At 60.4% G+C, this 18,908-nt stretch carries 19 protein-coding genes and 6 pseudogenes; 13 read left to right on the top strand and 12 right to left on the bottom strand.

From position 1 onward, the window contains the following. Positions 1-660: 660 nt before the first annotated feature. Positions 661-1,989 carry an FAD-binding oxidoreductase gene (locus KBI52_RS07005; protein WP_210806304.1) on the bottom strand — a complete coding sequence of 443 codons (1,329 nt, stop codon included), beginning with the start codon at positions 1,987-1,989 and terminating at the stop codon, positions 661-663. Positions 1,990-2,176: 187 nt separating this feature from the next. Further along, positions 2,177-2,583 (bottom strand): annotated as a pseudogene (locus KBI52_RS07000) (Tn3 family transposase); the annotation flags it as partial. Between the two features lie 244 nt (positions 2,584-2,827). Here KBI52_RS07000 and KBI52_RS06990 point away from each other — a divergent pair. Beyond that, positions 2,828-3,202, top strand: a pseudogene (locus tag KBI52_RS06990) (transposase); the annotation flags it as partial. Between the two features lie 613 nt (positions 3,203-3,815). Further along, a complete protein-coding gene (locus KBI52_RS06985; RefSeq protein ID WP_247654236.1) occupies positions 3,816-4,070 on the top strand; it encodes a hypothetical protein in 255 nt (84 codons plus the stop codon). A gap of 913 nt (positions 4,071-4,983) precedes the next feature. On the opposite strand, the gene pdhA is transcribed toward KBI52_RS06985, so the two are convergent. The 6 genes from pdhA to KBI52_RS33995 all read right to left on the bottom strand — a co-directional run bounded on the left by pdhA (position 4,984) and on the right by KBI52_RS33995 (position 9,156). Next, entirely contained in the window at positions 4,984-5,979 is a 996-nt protein-coding gene (gene pdhA, locus KBI52_RS06980) for a pyruvate dehydrogenase (acetyl-transferring) E1 component subunit alpha (protein WP_114948104.1), read from the bottom strand. Positions 5,980-5,984: 5 nt separating this feature from the next. Then, on the bottom strand, positions 5,985-6,602 hold the full coding sequence (locus KBI52_RS32780; RefSeq protein WP_114948105.1) for a TetR/AcrR family transcriptional regulator: 618 nt from the start codon (positions 6,600-6,602) through the stop codon (positions 5,985-5,987). 275 nt (positions 6,603-6,877) lie between these two features. Continuing rightward, positions 6,878-7,858 (bottom strand): magnesium transporter CorA family protein, encoded by a 981-nt coding sequence (locus KBI52_RS06970; protein WP_114948106.1) that lies wholly within the window; start codon positions 7,856-7,858, stop codon positions 6,878-6,880. 11 nt (positions 7,859-7,869) lie between these two features. Further along, positions 7,870-8,088 (bottom strand): hypothetical protein, encoded by a 219-nt coding sequence (locus KBI52_RS06965; protein ID WP_114948107.1) that lies wholly within the window; start codon positions 8,086-8,088, stop codon positions 7,870-7,872. Positions 8,089-8,512: 424 nt separating this feature from the next. Beyond that, complete coding sequence (locus KBI52_RS34000; protein WP_371823129.1) at positions 8,513-8,875, bottom strand: DUF6788 family protein; 363 nt, start codon at positions 8,873-8,875, stop codon at positions 8,513-8,515. Then, complete coding sequence (locus KBI52_RS33995; RefSeq protein ID WP_210806302.1) at positions 8,776-9,156, bottom strand: DUF5372 family protein; 381 nt, start codon at positions 9,154-9,156, stop codon at positions 8,776-8,778. The genes KBI52_RS34000 and KBI52_RS33995 overlap by 100 nt, the downstream gene beginning before the upstream one ends. Positions 9,157-9,404: 248 nt before the next feature. Between KBI52_RS33995 and KBI52_RS32770 the strand changes: the two are divergent. The 4 genes and pseudogenes from KBI52_RS32770 to KBI52_RS06945 form a co-directional block, all read left to right on the top strand. Continuing rightward, positions 9,405-9,752 (top strand): annotated as a pseudogene (locus KBI52_RS32770) (DDE-type integrase/transposase/recombinase); the annotation flags it as partial. Positions 9,753-10,045: 293 nt separating this feature from the next. Beyond that, positions 10,046-10,648 carry a class I SAM-dependent methyltransferase gene (locus tag KBI52_RS06955; protein ID WP_247654235.1) on the top strand — a complete coding sequence of 201 codons (603 nt, stop codon included), beginning with the start codon at positions 10,046-10,048 and terminating at the stop codon, positions 10,646-10,648. Positions 10,649-11,172: 524 nt separating this feature from the next. Then, complete coding sequence (locus tag KBI52_RS06950) at positions 11,173-11,703, top strand: IS630 family transposase (RefSeq protein ID WP_315974488.1); 531 nt, start codon at positions 11,173-11,175, stop codon at positions 11,701-11,703. 606 nt (positions 11,704-12,309) lie between these two features. Next, on the top strand, positions 12,310-12,498 hold the full coding sequence (locus tag KBI52_RS06945) for a hypothetical protein (RefSeq protein WP_210806298.1): 189 nt from the start codon (positions 12,310-12,312) through the stop codon (positions 12,496-12,498). Here KBI52_RS06945 and folK read toward each other — a convergent pair. The 3 genes from folK to folP are packed head-to-tail and all read right to left on the bottom strand — an operon-like array spanning position 12,495 to position 14,141. Next, positions 12,495-12,968 (bottom strand): 2-amino-4-hydroxy-6-hydroxymethyldihydropteridine diphosphokinase, encoded by a 474-nt coding sequence (gene folK, locus KBI52_RS06940; RefSeq protein WP_114949079.1) that lies wholly within the window; start codon positions 12,966-12,968, stop codon positions 12,495-12,497. The genes KBI52_RS06945 and folK overlap by 4 nt on opposite strands. Further along, entirely contained in the window at positions 12,961-13,329 is a 369-nt protein-coding gene (folB, locus tag KBI52_RS06935) for a dihydroneopterin aldolase (RefSeq protein ID WP_210806296.1), read from the bottom strand. The genes folK and folB overlap by 8 nt, the downstream gene beginning before the upstream one ends. Next, positions 13,326-14,141 carry a dihydropteroate synthase gene (gene folP, locus KBI52_RS06930; RefSeq protein ID WP_210806294.1) on the bottom strand — a complete coding sequence of 272 codons (816 nt, stop codon included), beginning with the start codon at positions 14,139-14,141 and terminating at the stop codon, positions 13,326-13,328. The genes folB and folP overlap by 4 nt, the downstream gene beginning before the upstream one ends. 264 nt (positions 14,142-14,405) lie before the next feature. Here folP and KBI52_RS33990 point away from each other — a divergent pair, with 264 nt between their 5' ends. The 7 genes and pseudogenes from KBI52_RS33990 to KBI52_RS32765 all read left to right on the top strand — a co-directional run. Beyond that, the gene (locus KBI52_RS33990) at positions 14,406-14,777 is read left to right on the top strand and encodes a 7-cyano-7-deazaguanine synthase (protein WP_371823128.1); all 372 of its coding nucleotides are present in this window, start codon (positions 14,406-14,408) and stop codon (positions 14,775-14,777) included. Continuing rightward, on the top strand, positions 14,774-15,406 hold the full coding sequence (gene queE / locus KBI52_RS06925; RefSeq protein WP_210806292.1) for a 7-carboxy-7-deazaguanine synthase: 633 nt from the start codon (positions 14,774-14,776) through the stop codon (positions 15,404-15,406). Before KBI52_RS33990 ends, queE begins: the two co-directional genes overlap by 4 nt. Beyond that, positions 15,406-15,783 carry a 6-carboxytetrahydropterin synthase gene (locus KBI52_RS06920; protein WP_210806290.1) on the top strand — a complete coding sequence of 126 codons (378 nt, stop codon included), beginning with the start codon at positions 15,406-15,408 and terminating at the stop codon, positions 15,781-15,783. Before queE ends, KBI52_RS06920 begins: the two co-directional genes overlap by 1 nt. After that, positions 15,770-16,522, top strand: a complete 753-nt coding sequence (gene queC / locus KBI52_RS06915) for a 7-cyano-7-deazaguanine synthase QueC (RefSeq protein WP_210806288.1) — start codon at positions 15,770-15,772, stop codon at positions 16,520-16,522. The genes KBI52_RS06920 and queC overlap by 14 nt, the downstream gene beginning before the upstream one ends. After that, positions 16,522-17,152 (top strand): annotated as a pseudogene (locus tag KBI52_RS06910) (IS6 family transposase); the annotation flags it as partial. The gene queC and the pseudogene KBI52_RS06910, both read left to right, overlap by 1 nt. A 126-nt stretch (positions 17,153-17,278) precedes the next feature. Then, positions 17,279-17,715: pseudogene (locus tag KBI52_RS06905) on the top strand (transposase); the annotation flags it as partial. Between the two features lie 13 nt (positions 17,716-17,728). Continuing rightward, positions 17,729-18,040 (top strand): annotated as a pseudogene (locus tag KBI52_RS32765) (IS3 family transposase); the annotation flags it as partial. Positions 18,041-18,191: 151 nt separating this feature from the next. On the opposite strand, the gene KBI52_RS06900 reads toward KBI52_RS32765, so the two are convergent. Beyond that, on the bottom strand, positions 18,192-18,908 hold a 717-nt coding region (locus KBI52_RS06900), incomplete at its 5' end, for a GTP-binding protein (protein ID WP_210806287.1).

Raw genomic sequence — 18,908 nt, 5'->3', positions numbered from 1 at the left:
TCGGCTGCACCTGTGCAGCCTCTCACACCCGACCACGGTCGCATGGAAGTCATGAGCGCGAACGGGAGGCGTGTGATTGTGGACCGGGGTGTCGACGCCATCTTTTGTCGCAGGACACGGACATTGCTGCTTTGCCCGAGCAGGTCTTGCTTGGGATCTGTGATCGGCTCAATGAAGCCGCACGCAACTGCTTGGGCTATCGCATGCCCAAAGAGCTTCTGATGAGCTCGCCGGATGCGCGACTGCGGGAGCTGTGCATCCCTGACCAGCCCCGCCCTGGCAGCTCCTGACCGACCACGGACCGATCACCCACCACTCGTCGCACTTCGGCTTGATTCCACACATTGCCAAACGGGCGCTATCCAGACATGACGATGCCGCCGGTGCCCTGCTCGGCTTGACCAGAGTCGCCGCTCCAGCTACGAGGCCAAGGTGGAGTAGGTCGCGCCGGCTTATTCCCGAGCGTCTCCCCATATCGGCAACATCGCTTGCTTGTAGATGATGATATGGCCGTTTCATGCAGTCACTCATCTGGCTTCCTCCTGTTTTGCTCGCAACCCCAGTTCCGATCTTCGGATCTACACCGGATCATCGCCGCTGCCTGGGTGATACAACGCTATGTTTGCTGGTTGATCCGGATCGCTTCATAGGCATGTTTGTTCACACTGCCACTTCGGGCCGCGGGCGAGATCCATCCGTGAACCGCGAAAAGCGAAACGGCGTGGGGTCCACAATCGGCGGATCTCCGGTGACGAGATCGGCGGCAAGCTGACCGGCTCCAGGACCGATCCCAAACCCATGCCCGGAAAAGCCAGTGGCGATCACGAAGTCCGAAATCCCGTCGACTTGAGAAATCACCGGTACGGCATCAGGCGTCACATCGATCATGCCTGCCCATTGCTGGGCAACCCTCGCCTTTTCAAACACTGGGAACACGGCTTTCATCGCTGCGAGAGCTTGATCGTTGAGGGTAGCCTCTGGCTCGGGATCGAGCACGCGCGCCTGCTCGTAGCGTGAGATTTGGTCGATGGGCTTCTTCTCCGCCATTGACCACTCGTCATAGAAGCGACGGCCGAGCCTCAGCTGGAGCGATTTCCACTCCATCCGCAATGTTGGAAGGAAGTCCCTAAAGAAAGCGAACGTATCTGGGACGATATCGGCGATATTAGCATTTACGCTCGCAATTGTGTACCCGCCGTCCAGGCGCTTGCGGTAGGCAACTTTCGGAAGCCTAGCAGCGCTTATTGGGCCGCCCTCCAGGGCTTCGGTGCGCAGGACAGATGAGCAGACCTTCAATTGTGGCAGTCTAATTCCAAGATCATGGCAAAACAATCGGGACCAGGCCCCACCTGCAAGGACGACAGCATTGCGTGTGATTGGCCCCTTCTCTGTAACGACACGGGTGACTCGGCCGGCCGTGGTCTCGACGCCCCGCACTGCGCATTGGGTCAGGATTGTCGCGCCATCACGCCGCGCGGCTTGGGCGATGGCTGGCGCCGCTTTCTGCGGCTCAGCGCGCCCGTCGGATGCTGTATAAAGCGCTCCTTTGAAGCGCCTGTTTGCGCCAGGCATCAGGCTGCTGAGTTCCTCGGAGCCAATGAGGCGGGTATCCAGCTGATAGGGACGTACCAGTTCCAACCAAGCTTCTCTTTTGGCAGCATCTTCGTCGGTGTCGCAGACATAGAGGATCCCCGTTGTGCGGAAGCCAGTTTCAGCTCCAACAAGTTCGTTCATTCCCGTCCACAGGCGCATGCTTTCGATGATGAGAGGGATCTCTCGGGAATCCCTGCCCTGCTTGCGGACCCAGCCCCAATTGCGGCTCGACTGCTCACCTGCGATGTGCCCCTTTTCGCACAACACGACCGAGATGTTTTTCCGGGCTAGGAACAAGGCCGTATTTGTTCCGACGATGCCCCCACCGATGACTACGACATCAGCCTGAGCCGGAATTGCGTTATCGTATGTACCTGAATCGACCTTTGGTCCCATGCCCGTCTATCTCACTGTTTCGTTAGTGGGTTCGATCAGCGTGCGTTTTCCGCTGCGAACATGAATTGAGAGGAAAGAGACCGCTCATCAGTAGCTCTCCCCACGTTGAGGGCAGCGCAAGATCTATGCCTGTTTGTGCGCTAAGGTAGAACGAACAGCGAACCTGACGATCGGCTCTGCCGTTGGGCTATGCGGCGCGAGCCAAGGGCTTGGGTAGTCGCAAGGGTCGAAAGCCGTCTACAAGCACAGGCTGCTCGCCCCATGCGTAGGTGCCGGTGAGATTGATGTGCTCTCAACTCAGAGGCGACACGTGTTTGAGAACATTAGACTGGATCGTCCGTGCTTGGCGGCGGGGAAGGTCCGCGGCCCGTTTCATCTTGTGGGTCGCGTCGCCCTTGTGGAGACCAGCCTGACAACGCCGCCGCAGCGCAGAGTCGGAATACCACTCGATCATGAACAGCGTGCGCTCGAGGCGTCCGAGCTCGCGGAGGGCGCGGGCGAGCTGGCTGGGATTGCGAGAGGCTGCCAGCCGCTTGAGGGTTGCCGATGATGCCCCGATCGTGTCTTAATCGAGGCCGCCAGATGAAGCAGGTTTGTCCGGAAGAGACACAGCACCTTGGTCGTATCTTGGTGGGCCTCAACATACCGTTTCCTGCGCCGCATGTGGGCACGCGCGTAGAAGAAGTGGCCGATCAGCTTGTTGAGCATCGTGATCGCCGCGTCCGTCAGCGTCTGCTCGAGCGTAACGGCTTGGGCCACAAGGGTGACTCGTCTCGTGCGAGCGCCGAAGCCGGCAATCAACCACGCGCGCGTCACATCGCCTTCCCGTACAATCTGACCGAAGCAGCTGATGAGCTGGCTTGGGCTGGTGCCATCGGAACGGTCGAGCAGCACCCGCCGGCGGCGGGGTGGGCTTACCAGGAGCGGCAACGGGCATGCCCGCACGATGCTGATCGAGGCGGGCTGGTCCTACCGCTTGCCGGCGCGCGAGGCGGTCTGCTATCGCGCCCGGGTGGGAGGGTTGCCGGACGAGATCCGAGCGGTAGCCTGGCGGGCGCAGGTTCGGTTGTGCCAACGCCTCCGGCGCCTGATGGCCGCCGGCAAGCCGTTGCTCAAGGTAGCCACCGCGATTGCGCGCGAACTGGCCAGCTTCGTGTGGGACATTGCCCAGAGCGTCTCCATTGCACCTGTCACGCGAAATCAGGGAGCGTAAGCCGCTGCTGACGTGCCGGAATGACGGCCATATGAGCAAATAATCTGGAACAGATCTTGCACTGGTCCTGAGAGGGTCCCCGCACAAAAGGTCCTGACTTCGGCTAAGCCATTCTGCTTCTTTTCTGAAGCTAGGCGTTACTCTTCTACATTCTTCGGGTTACCCCGATATCTGAAGGCAGAGGTTGGCAAGACATGACTGAGGAAGAAATCGAAGCGGTTGCGAATGACCTCGCCAAAGTCGGCGGAGCCTCCTGGTATCCCGGACGCAGCCGTGACCTCCTCTTGCGGGTCGTGAGCGACCGTTATCGAGACCGCGCCCGTGTCGCGATCGCGGCCCTCGATCGCTTCAGGGCAAGTAAGGAGCCGGACGCACATCAGAGCGTACCCTCTGACACTCACATCTTGGATCATCAGGGAGGGGCAGGCTCGGGCGATCAGATCGAGATTGGCTCCATCGTTGTATACCGCCCTCCAGGTGATCAGAGGGCACTCCGGTGCCGAGTTGAGAAGCTGGAGGATGGTCGGGCCTATCTGGTGCCGTGCCCCCATCCTGATGTTGGCTGGGTGGCTCTCGACAGCTTTCCTTTGAAGGTTGTACGCGACCAAGGGAAATGAACCACCAGATGCCGGGGGCGAACATGCGCTGTTTCTTTCACCTCGTGAACGGCGACGAGGCCATTCTGGATGACACAGGCGTTGAGGTCTCTGATCTGAAGACGGCAAAAACTGAAGCAGAGAAGGCCATCAGCGAATTGCGCCGGGAGTTCAATAGCGTGTTTGATGACTGGGTTGGTTGGCGGCTCAACATCGTATCCTCCAACGGAACGCTTCTTTGCTCGCTTCCTCTTGACAAGACTATCCACTGATAAAGATCACATTCGAGAGCCTCGCGCCTCCGATCTCTTCGGGGATTACTTGGTCTTGCCCGAAGATTGTGGAGCATGAGACTTGAGTCAGGCGAGGATGCCACAAACATGCTCTCTGACCTGAGCGGCCTGTGCGGTCTTGATCAAGCTCTTGCCATTCGCAGTGCCAGGTAGACGACTGTTCTTCTTGTCCTCCGTTGCAGCGGCTCCTGGCCTATAACGCCTGGAAAGGTGCGGGTAGGACCGTTAGCTTGGCTTGAATTGAGGAGTATGTCCCATCAGCACCTTCGTATGCTGGGTATCAGTGTCGGGCGCATCTGGCCTAATCAGAATGGAAACAGAATGTTCTTGAGTGGCAAGGCGTCTGCGGCATTCAAGGCCGAGGTCTCAGCTTCCTCCCGCGTGGAAAAGGTGATCTGTGTCCGATCTCTGCATGTGACCAACCACTCATTCTGCGCCTGGAAAACGACGAAACGCTCTACGTGCGCTAAGTGCATTTATCGCCTCCACTTCGGAGTGACTGCGACAGTAGCATGCCGGTCTATCGAGTCGGACGGCTGAATGGGATAAAAGGCGGTGTTGCATTTGAAACCATTTGCAGTTCATGTGAGACTGCCCAACCGCGTGCATGCGACCTGACGACGCGTGGCGAAACTCACATCGAGGGCCTGGCAGGCTCCCCTGGCCGGAGGCAACTCCCGAGAGGAGATGCGGGACATGGCACGCCGCAGGCAACTAAGGAGCCCTGCTCCTATGTGCACTTCATGTGAGACTGAGAAGGCTTCCAGTCTCACGTGAAGTGCACAAATCGGCATCCAAATCGCCCAGTCCTATCATGAGGTGCAAAATTGACAGCGGATGTGGGGAATGAGTTGTCGGTGTACTGGTGACCGCCGGTTCTGCTCCGGCCTCTTCAGCTGACCTTGTAAACGTCCGTCCAAAGCTCCGACGCGTCGGGCTCCGGGTTCTCTAGCGAAAACTCCGCCGCTGCATTGACGATTTTGCGCACGTCCTCTTCTTCGGCCTTGAGCACATCCTTCGTCAGGCCGTATCGGTCCACCAGGAACTTGCCGACATGATCGATCGGATCTCGTCGATGCCGCATCTGGTCGACTTCCTCGCGCGTGCGGTACTTGCCCGGGTCTGACATAGAATGACCGCGGTAGCGGTAGGTCATCATCTCAAGCAGGATCGGACCCTTGCCAGAGCGGGCATGCTCGGCCGCGTCGAGCCCCGCAGCCTTCACGGCCTGAATATCCATGCCGTCGACGCGCTTGCCCGGGATGCCGTAGCCCTCGCCTCGCAAGTAGTGGCCGGGTCCGGCGGCGTGGCGCGACACCGAAGTACCCATACCGTACTGGTTGTTCTCGATGACGAACACACAGGGCAGCTTCCACAGCGCGGCCATGTTGAAGGTCTCGTAGACCTGCCCCTGGTTGGCGGCGCCATCGCCCATGAACGTGAGCGAGATGTTGCCGTCGTCCTTGTACTTGTGGGCAAAGGCGACTCCGGCGCCGATCGGCACCTGGGCGCCGACAATGCCATGCCCGCCGAGGAAGTTGCGCTCACGGGCGAACATGTGCATCGATCCGCCTTTGCCATGAGAGTAGCCGTCACGGCGTCCGGTCAGCTCCGCCATGACACGGTTCGGGTCCATGCCGAGCGCCAGCATGAAACCGTGGTCCCGGTAGCTGGTGATGAAGGTATCATTCGGGCCGGCGGCGGCGACCATGCCGACCGCGATGGCCTCCTGTCCGATGTATAGATGGCAGAAGCCGGCGATCGCGCCGGTACCATAAAGCTGGCCGGTCTTCTCCTCGAAGCGGCGGATGAGCAGCATGTCGCGATAGTGGCGAAGCAGCTCATCCCGCAAGCCCGACTTCTTCGACGCTCGGTCCTCGATATCCATGGATGTCACCTGTTGTTCGTCGATGCGAATGGTTGGAGGGGAGGCTTCTGCCGACAGCCGTTCAGCAGCGTGTCCGCAACTTGGTCGACCCAGACCCGGTCAAGCCTCCAGCCCAGGAGCAGGTGGAGATAAAGGGCACCGAATGCGGCATCGAGAACGGGTTCAAGTTCAAGATCCGCGCGGAATTCGCCACTGTCGATGCCGGCCTGAAGAAGCTTGATGCTCGCGCGTCTCAAGGGATTTGAGTAGTGGTCGAGGAGGGCCTGGTGGGTGTTGGGATCGCCCTGCGCCTCGGCCAGGATGGATGCGATGATCCGTCCGGCCTCGCCGTTCATGACGGACGCCACCGAGTGCAGCAGCGCGCGAAGATCGTCGGCGGCCGATGCCGTTGCCGAAAAGCTGAACCGGGGTGCCACAACCTCCATGAAGCTCTCGACGGCCAACAGGCCCTTGCTGGACCACCATCGATAGATCGTGGTCCGGGCGACGCCGGCATTCAATGCGACAGCATCGATCGAGAAGGCGGTGAGGCCCTGTTCGACGAGGATGGCATAGGCAGCTCGAAGAACGGCTCGCCTCGCCTCTTCACTGCGCGGCCTTCCGGCTGGGCGGGATAGGGTCACGACAATACCTTCGCGGGTCCGGCAGCGTTAGCTGCCACATTAGGCTTCACTGTGTATCGTAATAGTCGGAGCACCTGCCAAGTGCAAGGGTTCCGATGCACTATGTAGCGCAACTCCGCGATGTTGTTCGGAAGCGCGGTCGGAAGTCACCGCGCGTCAAGCCGATGATCCGGGTGAACACCATCAGGAAGGCCCCGGGATCGAGCATAGGCCTGCGCCAGGGTATCCCCGCAGCTCTCGGGCTGGTCCCTTAAAGAGGCATGGCCCAGTCTGTCCTAAAGCCAACCTTTACGCTTGAAGTAGACGAACGGGATGATGGCTGAGACCACCATCATCGCCAAGGATGCCGGATAGCCGAACAGCCACCCTAATTCCGGCATGTGCTCAAAGTTCATACCGTAGTTCGATGCGATCAAGGTCGGGGGCATCAGGCAGGCCGCCGCCACGGAGAAGATCTTGATTATCTGGTTTTGCTCCAGGTTGATGAGGCCGAGCGAGGCATCGAGCAGGAAGTTGATGTTGCTGGCGATAAAGGTGGCATGATCCGTCAGCGAAGCGACATCGCGGCCTAGGCTCTTGACGTGCTCGCGCGCCTCCTTGCTGGTCCTGACCTGTTGGGTCAAGGCCAGGAAGCTGATCATACGGCCAAGGCTGACGAGACTTTCGCGCGCCTTTACCGTCACATTGTGGTCTACCGAGATCGCATCAAGCACCTCCTCCAGCCCCTTGGTGGAGGCGGCCTTGTGCTTAGCCCGGCGCTTGCGCTCAAGGATCTCCCGGGAGACCTGATCGACACTTCCGCCAACCCATTCCAGCACTTCAGCGATGCGGTCGACATTAGCTTCCAGGAGGGTAATGAGGGTCATGACCCCGCTGGTGCACAGGTCAGGTTGGGTCTTGATGTAGTTGGCGACCGTCCGGAAGGAGCGCGGCTCGGCATAGCGCATCGTCACCAGGCGCCCGTTCGTGAGCACGAAGGTGACGGGGGTGACTTCCGGCGTACCAACTTCCACGCCCCATAGCACGCCAGCCGTCATGTAGGTTGCGCCGTTCTCCACGTACAAGCGGGAGGAGGGCTCGATGTCCTTCATCTCGTCGGCCGTGGGCAGGTCAAGGTTAAGCAGGGCCTCGACCGCCTGTTCCTCCTCAGGAGAGGGGCGGTCGAGGTCGATCCAGACGGCGCTCTCCGGCAGGCTCGTGGTACCCGACACGAGCACGTCATAGTTGTTCTGGGAGCAGTCGTAGACCCGGATCATGACAGCCTTCCTCAGCCGTGCTTTCCGGGGGAGTTGCTCCTGTCCTGGACAGACCGGGCCTCTGCCATATCGGGGTAGAGCAGAAAGGCAACATGCACCCCAATCATTGGGGCGAAGACGAGAAACAGGAGCAGCCAGAGCACGTAAGCCAGGGAACGGTCCTGGTAGACAGGCACGGGCGCGGCAGGCGCGCGGAGGGACGCACGGAGGCGCCGAATATGGAGGGTCATGGGCTCACCTCGGTTCCAACCAGCCGTCAAGGGCCGGTCGCAGGTGAGCCGATCAAGAGATCAGGTGCCTGCACAGGCCCGTGACGGCGTGGTCAATCGACTGTGACTGTCGCTTGGCATGGGGTTCAAAGTTCCAGTGGATCCGCATTCTGCCAAAGCAGACTGCGGGTGGAAAGGCAGATGCGCTTGTTGCGGGTCCCGGTCAAGCCTAAAGTGCGATGACGGTCGCTTACTCGCCGCGCCACGACTATGGCGTCTTCCAAGGTCATAAGACGGGGTTGCTGGGGCGCATGACGCCGGCCAACGATGAGATGTTAACCTTGGCTGTTGTAATATACATGCATCGGCCGCGTTGCGTATCAGCTCGACCCATGCGGGGTGTTTCGCCCTCTGCACTGCCTCAACAAGAGTGACCTCTACTCTCTTATGTTGGGCTACGAGGGTCTATCCAATCTCTGCGCGTCGTCGCAGAGTTCTGCGTTGATCGCGCCAATCTCGTCGAGCGCGCCGCGTAGCTTGCGGGAAAGTGGCGATCAATTGCGCGGCTCGCGGATAGGCGTAATTTGGAACGTAGTCCCTTCGGGGGCGACCGCCGAGCTGAGTGATGGACAGATTTCGCTTCGGACCGTGACCCGGTCCGGGTTATGCAGTAGCAGTTTAGGTGCCCATATCGTTTGTAAGTCTCGATCAGCGAGCCTCGCAGCACCTGCTCGATGGGCGGCAAGCCGTGCGCGAGCTTGTGGCGGCGTTTGCGCAAGGCCGCTGATGAAAGGTGTTGGATGTCCATCGGACCGACTCACCAGTCTGTCCGAGCGAATCAAAAGATGGACCATCGGTCACCCCGGATTGGTTGTATGCGAACGCTTTGATCAGCAAGGGGAGGCTCGTGGCGGAGGCTTGCGCCTCCGGCCGCGTACATTCGGTCCAGTCTCGCGGTATGGCAAACGAGCCGCGGTGGGGGTCGCGCAGGCTCAATGTCTCGACACCCGAGACGCAGCGGGCCTTCAGAAAGACACACCGCTGTCCGCGCAGCGGATGGAACGGGTGGATGACCTCAGCCGATCCCAAAGGTTGGTTGGATCCAGGTGCAGTTCGCTGAGGGTGTGCCCACGGCCGGCGACAGGATCGCGCAGGAGGTGGTCAAACGATATCTCGAGCCGATCAAGGAGCCTGTCGTCCATGGTGACTCTTACGGGTATCGCCCAGCCGATCCGCGACCGATGCGCTCAGGTAGACCGGTCAGCTCTGCTGGCTGTTCGACCGGGTGCTCGCCGTCCAATGGTACTTCGCCAGCATCGATTGGGAGTTCCTGCTCAAGGCGGTTCGTCGTGCGGCATGGCCGGCCCGAGAGGATCGTCGCCGATGCCAGGGAGACCAATCATGAAGCCGTCCTGTCGTGTGATGCTGAGAGTCGGCGGCAGAACCGTTCAAGACGCCGGCTCAAGCCGATCAGGACCCAGTAGAGTCAATATCTCACGGCATCGAGCAGGATCGCTGCGCCGTCAAACCCGCGTGCGATCGATGGTCGGCTTCAAGTCCGCTGACAGTGCCCGCGCGATCTTGGATGGCAACGAGTTGATCCATATGCCGCGCAAATAGCAGGCGAAATATGCGTGCAATCGGCGCTATCGCTCGCCGAACAGTTTCACCTGCTCGCCGCATAAGTACGGCACGATACACTGCTACTCTCTCGTTCCTGTGCCGGATTTGCAAGAGAATCGACATGACAACACTTCTGCGTGTCACAGATCTCTCTCTTCCTGGTAATCACATAGTAAGCACCAGAAACATTTTGCCGCGGACGCGCTGTGGCCCAACAATTGCATGCGCCGATCCCGTACATCACTCAGCAACATCGCGGTACGCTGGAATGCTTCAGGAGGGCACACCAATGACTACACGGCACGAGAGGACTGACCCGGCGGTCGTGGCTGGGCAGGCCGTATATACACCCCGCATGCTCGACGTTTACGATCTGGTGGTGCTCGGCCTGTCCAGCCCCCTTATCTGGAAGTGCCCGCCCCAACGTCTGCTCGACCGCTACAATGATCACGTGAGTGACCGTCACCTCGAAATCGGGGTCGGCACGGGCTGGTTTCTCGACCACTGCCAGTTTCCTTCCGGCCAGCCCCAGATCACGCTGCTCGATCTCAACCTGACCTGCCTCGCGCGGACCGCATCCCGGATCCGGCGCTATGACCCCAAATGCGTCTGTGCGAATGTTCTGGAGCCTTTTCAGCTTGAGACGGGCCCTTTTACCTCCATCGGCATCAACTACGTGCTGCATTGCCTGCCGGGTAGCATGGAGCAGAAGGCGGTGGTGTTTGACCACATCAGGCCTTTTCTCGCACCAGGTGGAGTCGTGTTTGGTTCGACGCTCTTGGCTAGGGGGATCCAGCGCTCCCGAATGGCCAGAGTACTGATGGGTTTCTACAATTCAAAGGAGATCTTCTCGAACGAACAGGACTGTGCCGAGGATCTGCGACGGGAGCTGGCCGCCCGCTTTGAGCAGGTGAGGGTGGAGACCATTGGCTGTGCCGCACTGTTTGCCGCCCGATGATGGAGCGGACCGCAGCCATGCTAAAGCGAACTTCGAGCTGATTTGAACCGAGAGCAGCGGTCTGTGCGTTGTTGGCCATATGGCACGGGAGACAAGTTATGCCAGCCTTATTCCAGCGATTTGCGCGAGCACGTTCCGGCTGCCTATGAGCAAGGTGAGGGCAGCCAGGTTGCCATTGCCTGCCGCTTTCGGGTGTGCCCCGCCACCGTGTCGAACTGGATCCGCCCGCCAGGAGGGCCGGCGCTGCCCGAGGCCGGGCCGCGGAGGACCGCCCGGTCGGCTAGGATCCCATGATCTGGCGCTGCTGCGAGGGCTCGTGGCTGAGACCAACGATTCCTACCTGGATCAGTACGCGGAGCGTCTGTTTGCGCTCACCAGCAAGCGGATCAGCCGACCGGTGATGTGCCGGACGCTGCAGCGCCTCAAGCTGACGGTGAAAAAAGACGCTCCGGGCGGCCGAGCAGGAGCGGCCCGAGATTGCCGCCGAGCGTGAGGCTTACCGCCAGCAGATAAACCACCTATTCGTGGAACGCTTGGTGTTCCTCGACGAGAGCGGGGTGACGACTAAGATGGCCCGCACCCACGCCCGAGCGCCGAGTGGGCAGCGCGCCTATGGGTCGATCCCGCTCGGCTCCTGGCAACGGCTGACGGTTCTAGGGGCCCTCGCGTGTGACAGACTGGTGACCACGATTACCATCGAGGCGTCCACCTCCACGTCGGTGCTGCTGGGCTATCTCGAACAGGTGCTTGTGCGGGCCCTCAAAGGCACGAAGCCGGACGCCATTCTGGCGATGGACAACCTGCGCCCGCATCACGCCACAGAAGTTCGCGACCTGCTGAATCACCCCGGCATCGGACTGATGTACCTGCCGCGCTACTCGCCTGAGTTCAACCCGATCGAGCCTGCCTGGGCTAAGATGAATGAGCGGCTCAAGACCAAAGCCGAGCGCAGTCTTGAAACCCTGGAGGCAGAGCTCAAACAACTAGCCCTCTACACCATCACCGCACACCATGCCAAAGGCTGTATCAGGCACGCTGGCTGTGCTCTACACTGATCCAAAATCCGCTTTAGCCAAGCGGTATTGCACAACTTGTCCAAGCTATTGATAGAGCCGAGAATGTACGACTGACGGAGATGTCCTCCACGTTAGGCTGGTGGGCAGACCGTCACACCGCCGCGGTTAAGCGCCGATGTTGACCCGGTGTAGTCCTTCACCGCGCCTGCTCATGGTCCGGAAGTATAGGTCGCCAAAGCTCGGGGGCACTGGCTGCAATACGCCTCACCCAACGAGTGTAGGCGAGCATGGCCTTAGAAGCCGGGATTGACGCTGTCGAGCCCAACCGCATGCAGCGCCACGTTTGCACTGTGGGATATGGACGATACCACACCCTTCACTCCTCCGGCAGAGGCGTTGCCATCTCGGTGGCGCTAATCCGAGCCAGAAAGGTATTGCACTGGTAGGTCAATTGCAGTCGGATCTGGAATTCTGCTGGCGCCTATGATCGCGGCTGATGGAGCATTTGGTGGGTGTAGGCTCCGGAGCCGCCGAGCCGATGGATCTGCTCCTTCGCGGAGCGCCGCCCCTGCCAGCGTTTGTCATTTACACCAGCAATGCAAGCACAGCAGCCCTCGCGCAGCGGGTGCACTGGCTCAGCGTTGATTGGCTGCCAAGTATGCCCCTGGACTCAATGACATCAAAGAGCGATGGCGCGATGTGAAGCGCGATGACCTTGCCCACCTGACCTTCACCCGCCCCGAAGACCTCGACCAGACGATCCACGAAGCCATGATGCAGCTCAATCACGAACGAAGCCGCGATCCGTTGGCCAACAAGCGAATCCTGGCTTAGGTAAGCTTCGCGACATCGCCTCTGTTCAATCCGGCGAGCATATCCATTATAGGCCGGCCGCCGAGCTTCAGATCCGATGCGATCTCGGCTAGCGGCACCAGCACAAACTCACGCTCTCCTATGAATGGGTGGGGGAGGGTCAGACTGCGAGTGATCAGCTCAAGATCGTCATAGGTTAGAATATCGATGTCGATGACCCGGGGCCCCCACTTCACCTCGCGGATGCGCCCAAGCTGCCGCTCCACCCGAAGGCACAGGGCCAGAAGGTCATCGGGCGCGAGATCCGTCTCGGCCAGGGCACAGGCATTGACGAACCAGTCCTGAGCAATGGGACCCCAGGGCTCCGTGCGGTAGTCCGCAGAGCGCACCATAATCCGTGCACCACCCTCATCCAGAGCGGACAGTGCCTTGGCAATGTTGGCGCGCTTGTCGCCCAGATTGCTGCCGAGGCTGAGTGCGACCTTAGCCATTGCGGGAGCGCCGGATCTGAACCGCAACACCGTTGAGAATGAAAGGCACCGGAGCCTCAGGCTTCTCGATCTGCACTGTCACGGCCGTAATCAGCTGGAACTGGGCGAGCACGGCTGCGGCAATTGCCTCGGCCAGCCCCTCGATGATATGGAAGCGGCGCGTTGTGCCAATCTCATGAACGAGCTTAGCCAAGGTCGCATAGCAGACGGTCTGCCGGTAATCATCCGCCTGCCCGGCAGGTTTAACATCAAGCAAGCAGGTCAGGCTGACATAGAAGCGCTGCCCGAGGCGAGCCTCTTCAGCGTGAACGCCATGGTGAGCATAGAGCGCCAGACGGGAGAGCGTAATCGTATCGCTCATGGCAGGTTCCTCAAGAGGATGTCGGCCACACGGCAGGCCTCCACATGAGCCTTGACGTCGTGGACGCGAACGATATCGGCGCCGCGGCTCACGGCCGCCACATGCGCTCCGAGAGTGCCGAAGAGTCGATCGCGCGGTGGGACATGGGGATCATAGAAGCGACTCAGGACCGACTTGCGAGAAGCACCTACCATCACAGGGAAACCCAGCGCCTTCAGTTCCGGCAGGCGGCGGAGAGCTTCAAGATTTTGGTCGGCTGTCTTGCCGAAGCCGATACCCGGATCAAGGATCAGGCGTGCATCTGGGATACCAGCTTGGCGGGCCAGAGCCAAGGAGTGCTCGAAGAAGCGCAGCATATCCGCCATGATGTCGAGCGAGGCCTCGACCTCGGCCCGGTTGTGCATGACGATCGCGTAGGCATTGTAGTCCGCGATGACCGCTGCCATGTCAGGATCACGCTGAAGGCCCCAAATATCGTTCACGATTTTGGCCCCTGCCGCGAGGGCGGCTCGGGCCGTGGCTGCCCGATAGGTGTCGATCGAGATCGGCACCGTCAAGACGGAAGCAAGGTCGCGGATGATCGGCAGGACCCGCCGTTGCTCCTCCTGGGCTTCGATCGGTGTATGGCCGGGGCGTGTGGACTCTCCGCCAATGTCAATGATGTCGGCGCCTGCCTGCTCCATTTCGCGGGCATGCTTGACCGCAGTAGCATGGTCGCCGAACAGACCGCCATCCGAGAATGAGTCAGGCGTTACGTTCAGGACACCCATGATCAGGGTGCGTGTGCCGAGGTCGTTCAGGATCACCGTCATAGCTCACCTTAGTTCAGGAAAGGGTCTCTTTCTGTAGCGGTTTGCTCCAGAAGTCGAGATCTCTTCCATAGGAAGGCTCGGATCAAGAACCGGAACCAGCCGTCCATCAAAACATTCCAGGCCATCAGCGACTACGTACGGCGTGTTCTTCGGTCGTCTAACTTGAATCATTGTACCGGCCCGGACAGAGGTTCTCATGTGATGGAATGCATTATCATTGACATGCGCACATGAATTGTCGTTTATGTCGTAGAAGCGAGCGGGGTGAGTGCGTGGCGAGACACACGTTCACCTGTCCCGTCCGTTTCACGTTCGTCGGCACGTGAGCCGATCCGGTCGCAGCCTACCCGGTCAAAACAAGGAGCCCTGGTGAAGACCTTCGTCATCTGTTCCGGCGGACTGAATTCCGTTACGCGAGCACAAAGGCTTGCCGCTAACCGAACTCTCGCGCGCCCTATGCCCTTTGATCATGTTCAGCGCCACAAAAAGGAGCTGCGTTCGGCACGGGGCTGCGCTCTGCGTTTGAGCATGTTTCACAACATCATCGAGCTCTCTGCCACGGAACCTCTTCCGGCCGGATCGGCGGAAACCAGCAGCCGAGTGGTGGGCGCAAGCTCTCAAACGAGGCCTGAATGAGCTACGCCGTCAAAGAAATCTTCCTGACTCTTCAGGGTGAAGGCGTTCAATCCGGCCGGGCGGCCGTCTTCTGCCGCTTTGCCGGGTGCAATCTCTGGTCAGGACGGGAGAGCGATCGCGCAGCGGCTGCTTGCCGGTTCTGCGACACGGACTTCGTGGGCACCGACGGAACCTTCGGTGGGCGATATGCCACCGCCGCCGACCTGTGCCACTGCATTGAGGAGCATTGGGGCCCCGGGACCGATCACCGGCTTGTGGTGCTGACGGGCGGAGAGCCGCTGCTCCAGGTCGATTCCGCTCTCATCGATGAACTGCACCGCCGCTCCTTCACAATCGCAATCGAAACAAACGGCACCATTGCGCCGCCGCCGGGGCTCGACTGGATCTGCGTCAGCCCGAAAGGCAGCACCGATCTCAAGATCCAAGCCGGCCATGAGCTGAAGCTGGTCTTCCCGCAAGAGGATGCCCGGCCCGAGCGGTTTGCCTCCTTGTTCTTCGAGAGGTTCTCGCTCCAGCCGATGGATGGACCGGATCAGGTCGCGAACACGGCGCGAGCCGTCGAGTATTGCCTGGCTCACCCGCAATGGCGCCTGAGCCTCCAAACACACAAGTACTTAGGAATTCGCTGATGTGGGAACTCACGAAGTCGTTTCACTTCGAAGCCGCCCATACGCTCACGGGTACGACGCTCGGGCCAGCCAGTGAGGAGATCCATGGGCACTCCTTCCGGACCGAGGTTGCCGTGCGCGGAGTGCCCGATCCCGAAACGGGCATGCTGATCGACCTGGGCTTGCTCGAGGGTAAGCTCGCGGAGATGCGCCGCACCCTCGATCACAAGTTCCTCAACCGGATCGAGGGGCTGGAGCAACCGACACTGGAGAACATCACCCGGTTTATCTTCGATCGCGTCAAACACATCGGGCCAATTGCACGCGTGACGATCTACCGCGACAGCTGCGGCGAAACCTGTACCTACTACGCGCCGGCTGACCATGATCACCGCTAAATCCTCCGCCCTCGTGGTCTTCTCGGGTGGGCAGGATTCAACCACCTGTCTGGCCTGGGCGCTGTCGCGCTACGAGCGGGTGGAGACGATCGGGTTTTCGTACGGTCAGCGGCATGCAGTTGAGATGGACTGCCGGGAGCCTATCCGGCAGGCGCTTGCCCGCCTGTCACCGCTCTGGGCTAGCCGCCTTGGACCGGATCGGGTCATCCCGCTCGATGTGCTGGGTGAGGTCAGCATAAGCGCGCTGACCGCGGACCTGCCGGTGGTTGGCAGCCGTCCAGACGGGCTTCCCGCGACTTTCGTGCCCGGGCGCAACCTGGTGTTCCTCACCTTTGCGGCGATCGTCGCCTTCCAACGCGACCTCGAACGGGTGGTGACGGGCGTCTGCGAGACGGACTTCAGCGGGTATCCTGACTGCCGCGATGAAACCATCAAAGCGCTTCAGACTGCGCTGAACTTCGGCATGAATTCGCGGCTGGTGCTCGAGACCCCCTTGATGTGGATCGACAAAGCCGAAACCTGGGGTCTTGCACAAGCGCTGGGGGGCGATGCGCTCGTCGAGCTGATCGTGCGGGAAACCCAAACCTGCTACAACGGCGACCATCGTACCCGGCATGAGTGGGGCTTCGGCTGCGGCGAATGTGGTGCCTGCCGGTTGCGGTCAGCGGGATGGCGGCGTTGCAAACCTGTAGGTAACTCCGTTCAGTCTACATCTCCGGTCAGCTCCGGAGGAGCATGATACTCAGAGGCCGCCATTCCGATTGCTCAGGGATCCTTCTCTGCGTCCGGTGGTACCTGGCCTCTAGTCTGAGCCTAAGAAATCTTGAAGACACGGTGGCCGAGGGCGGCCTCTCTATCGACGATGCCACCATCTATCGCTAAAGCGTGCATTTCGCACCGCAGTTGCTGGAGCAGTTCAATCTTCGCAAGCGAGTTGTCAGCCGGAAGCGGCATATGGACGAGACTTACACCAAAGTTCGAGGTCAATGGAAATACCTCTACCGAGCCATCGAAAGCAACGGCGACACCGTGGAGTTCTGGTTCAGCGAGCGGCGTAATCTGACCGCCGCCAAGTGATTGCTACGCAAGGTTCTCAAGCAGCATGGCCGGCCCGGGAGGATTGTCATCGTCGGCAGCCAGACCCATCGCGAAGCAATCCCGTCGGGTGATGCCGAGGGCCGGCTGCAGGATTGATCTCGGTGCGAGGTGAAGCCGATCCGGATCCAGCAGGGTCAATACATCAACAACCGCACCGAGCTGGATCACCGCTCCGTCAAACACCGCATGCATCCGATGCTCGGCTTCAAGTCCGCGGACAGTGTCCCGCGTGATCTTGGGTGGGATCGAAATAGTCCACATGAATCGCAATTGAAAGGTGAAGTATGCTCCAAATCGGGATCCATTACTCTCCGAATAGCGTGATATTCTCGCCGCATGAGCATATGGTGGAGACCTGCTCCTTGCTTGCCCCTGCTCCGGATTTGCGGCGGAGCCTGAGATTGGTGCCTTGGACGCCATGATCAGTGCCATCGTCGATGAACTCGCGGCCAGCCTCATGGCCCGGAACTCGCTTGCTCAGGCAGGTGCTGCACAACTGCTTCTTACGGCTGGGGACAATCCGAAACACTTACACTTCGACGCCGGCTTTGCCGCGCTTTGCAATGTCAGCCCGGTCCCAGCCTCGTCCGGCAAGACGACCCGCCACCGCCTCAATCGAGAAGGCATCCGAGCTGCCAACAGCGCCCTGCACATCATTGCCATCGCGCAGACCGGACCGACCCGCGAACCAAGGCCTACATGGCCAAGCGTATGGCTGGGCGCCATTCTAAGCTTGAGGCGATCCGGTGTCTCAAACGCTACATCGCTCGCGAAGTGTTCACCTTAATTTGCCAGTGGCAGAACGAGATCGACCAGGCACGCATCGCCGCTTGACAAACAGACGGGTGACAAAGGCGTCCAGTACGTCTCGATCCACTACAACGAGCGGCTCGCCTAGGAGGGCATCGAGCCGTCGGCCGGCAGGGTTGGTGACTGCGACGCCAATGCCTTGGCGGAACCTGCCCTTGGACTCTTCAAAACCTAGGGAATCCATCGACGTGGTCCGTGGCGCGCCTTCGCAGCCGTGGAGTTCGCCACTCCCAAATGGGCCGGCTGGGTCAACAACCGGCGCCTGCCTGAGCCCGGTGGCAACATTCCGCCCGCCGAGGCCGAAGCCGCATACCATGCTCAGCTTCACGCCATGCCGACGGCCGCGTAGAAGCCAAGCCAATCAGCCACCGTGACACTCTGCGCCGTTCACTTGCGTCAGGCCCGGGTTTCAGGACCGTACGCAAAGATCCGAGAGTTCCTGGCTCAGATCGACCGTCAAGACATTGCTATGGGTACGTGAAGGCCACGGAGTTCGGGGCTCACCCAGCCACACAGGCCTGGAATTGGGCTTGCAGGCTGGGGACATCCAAGTACCGGCCAATCAGGACCAGGCGGGACTCGCGTCGCTCCCCCGGCTCCCAAGGTCGTTGAGGCGCTCCATCGAGGATCATGTGGACGCCCTGTAGGACAAACCGCTGATCATCATCCTTGAACGATAGAATGCCCTTCGAACGCAGAATATTGAGGCCTTCAGCCTGGATCAGGTCGGAGTACCAAGATAGAAAGCGACCCGCGTCGAGATCCCTGTCCGTCCTCAGGGAGACGGACTGCATCTCCTCATCGTGATGATGGTGATGCCCTTCCTCCAGGAAGTCGGGCTCGATCTCGATGATCCGGTCGAGGTCGAAGGCCTTCCGGTCGAGCACTTCCGAGATCGGGATGGCGCAGTTCTGGGTGCGGTGGACCTTGGCGTAGGGATTGATGGCGCGGATGCGCGCCTCGACCTCGTTCAGCCCTGCCTCGTTCACGAGATCGATCTTGTTGAGGATGATCACGTCCGCGAAGGCGATCTGGTTCTTCGCCTCCGGCGCGTCCTTCAGCCGGTCGGAGAGCCACTTGGCGTCGGCGACCGTCACCACCGCGTCGAGGCGGGCGGCGTCGGACACGTCCTGATCCATAAAGAAGGTCTGGGCCACGGGGGCGGGATCGGCGAGGCCGGTGGTCTCGACGATGATGGCGTCGAACTTGCCCTTGCG

The organism is Microvirga sp. HBU67558, assembly GCF_018069605.1.
GTDB classification, from domain to species: domain Bacteria; phylum Pseudomonadota; class Alphaproteobacteria; order Rhizobiales; family Beijerinckiaceae; genus Microvirga; species Microvirga terrae.
This window is presented reverse-complemented; position numbering and strand designations above follow the sequence as displayed.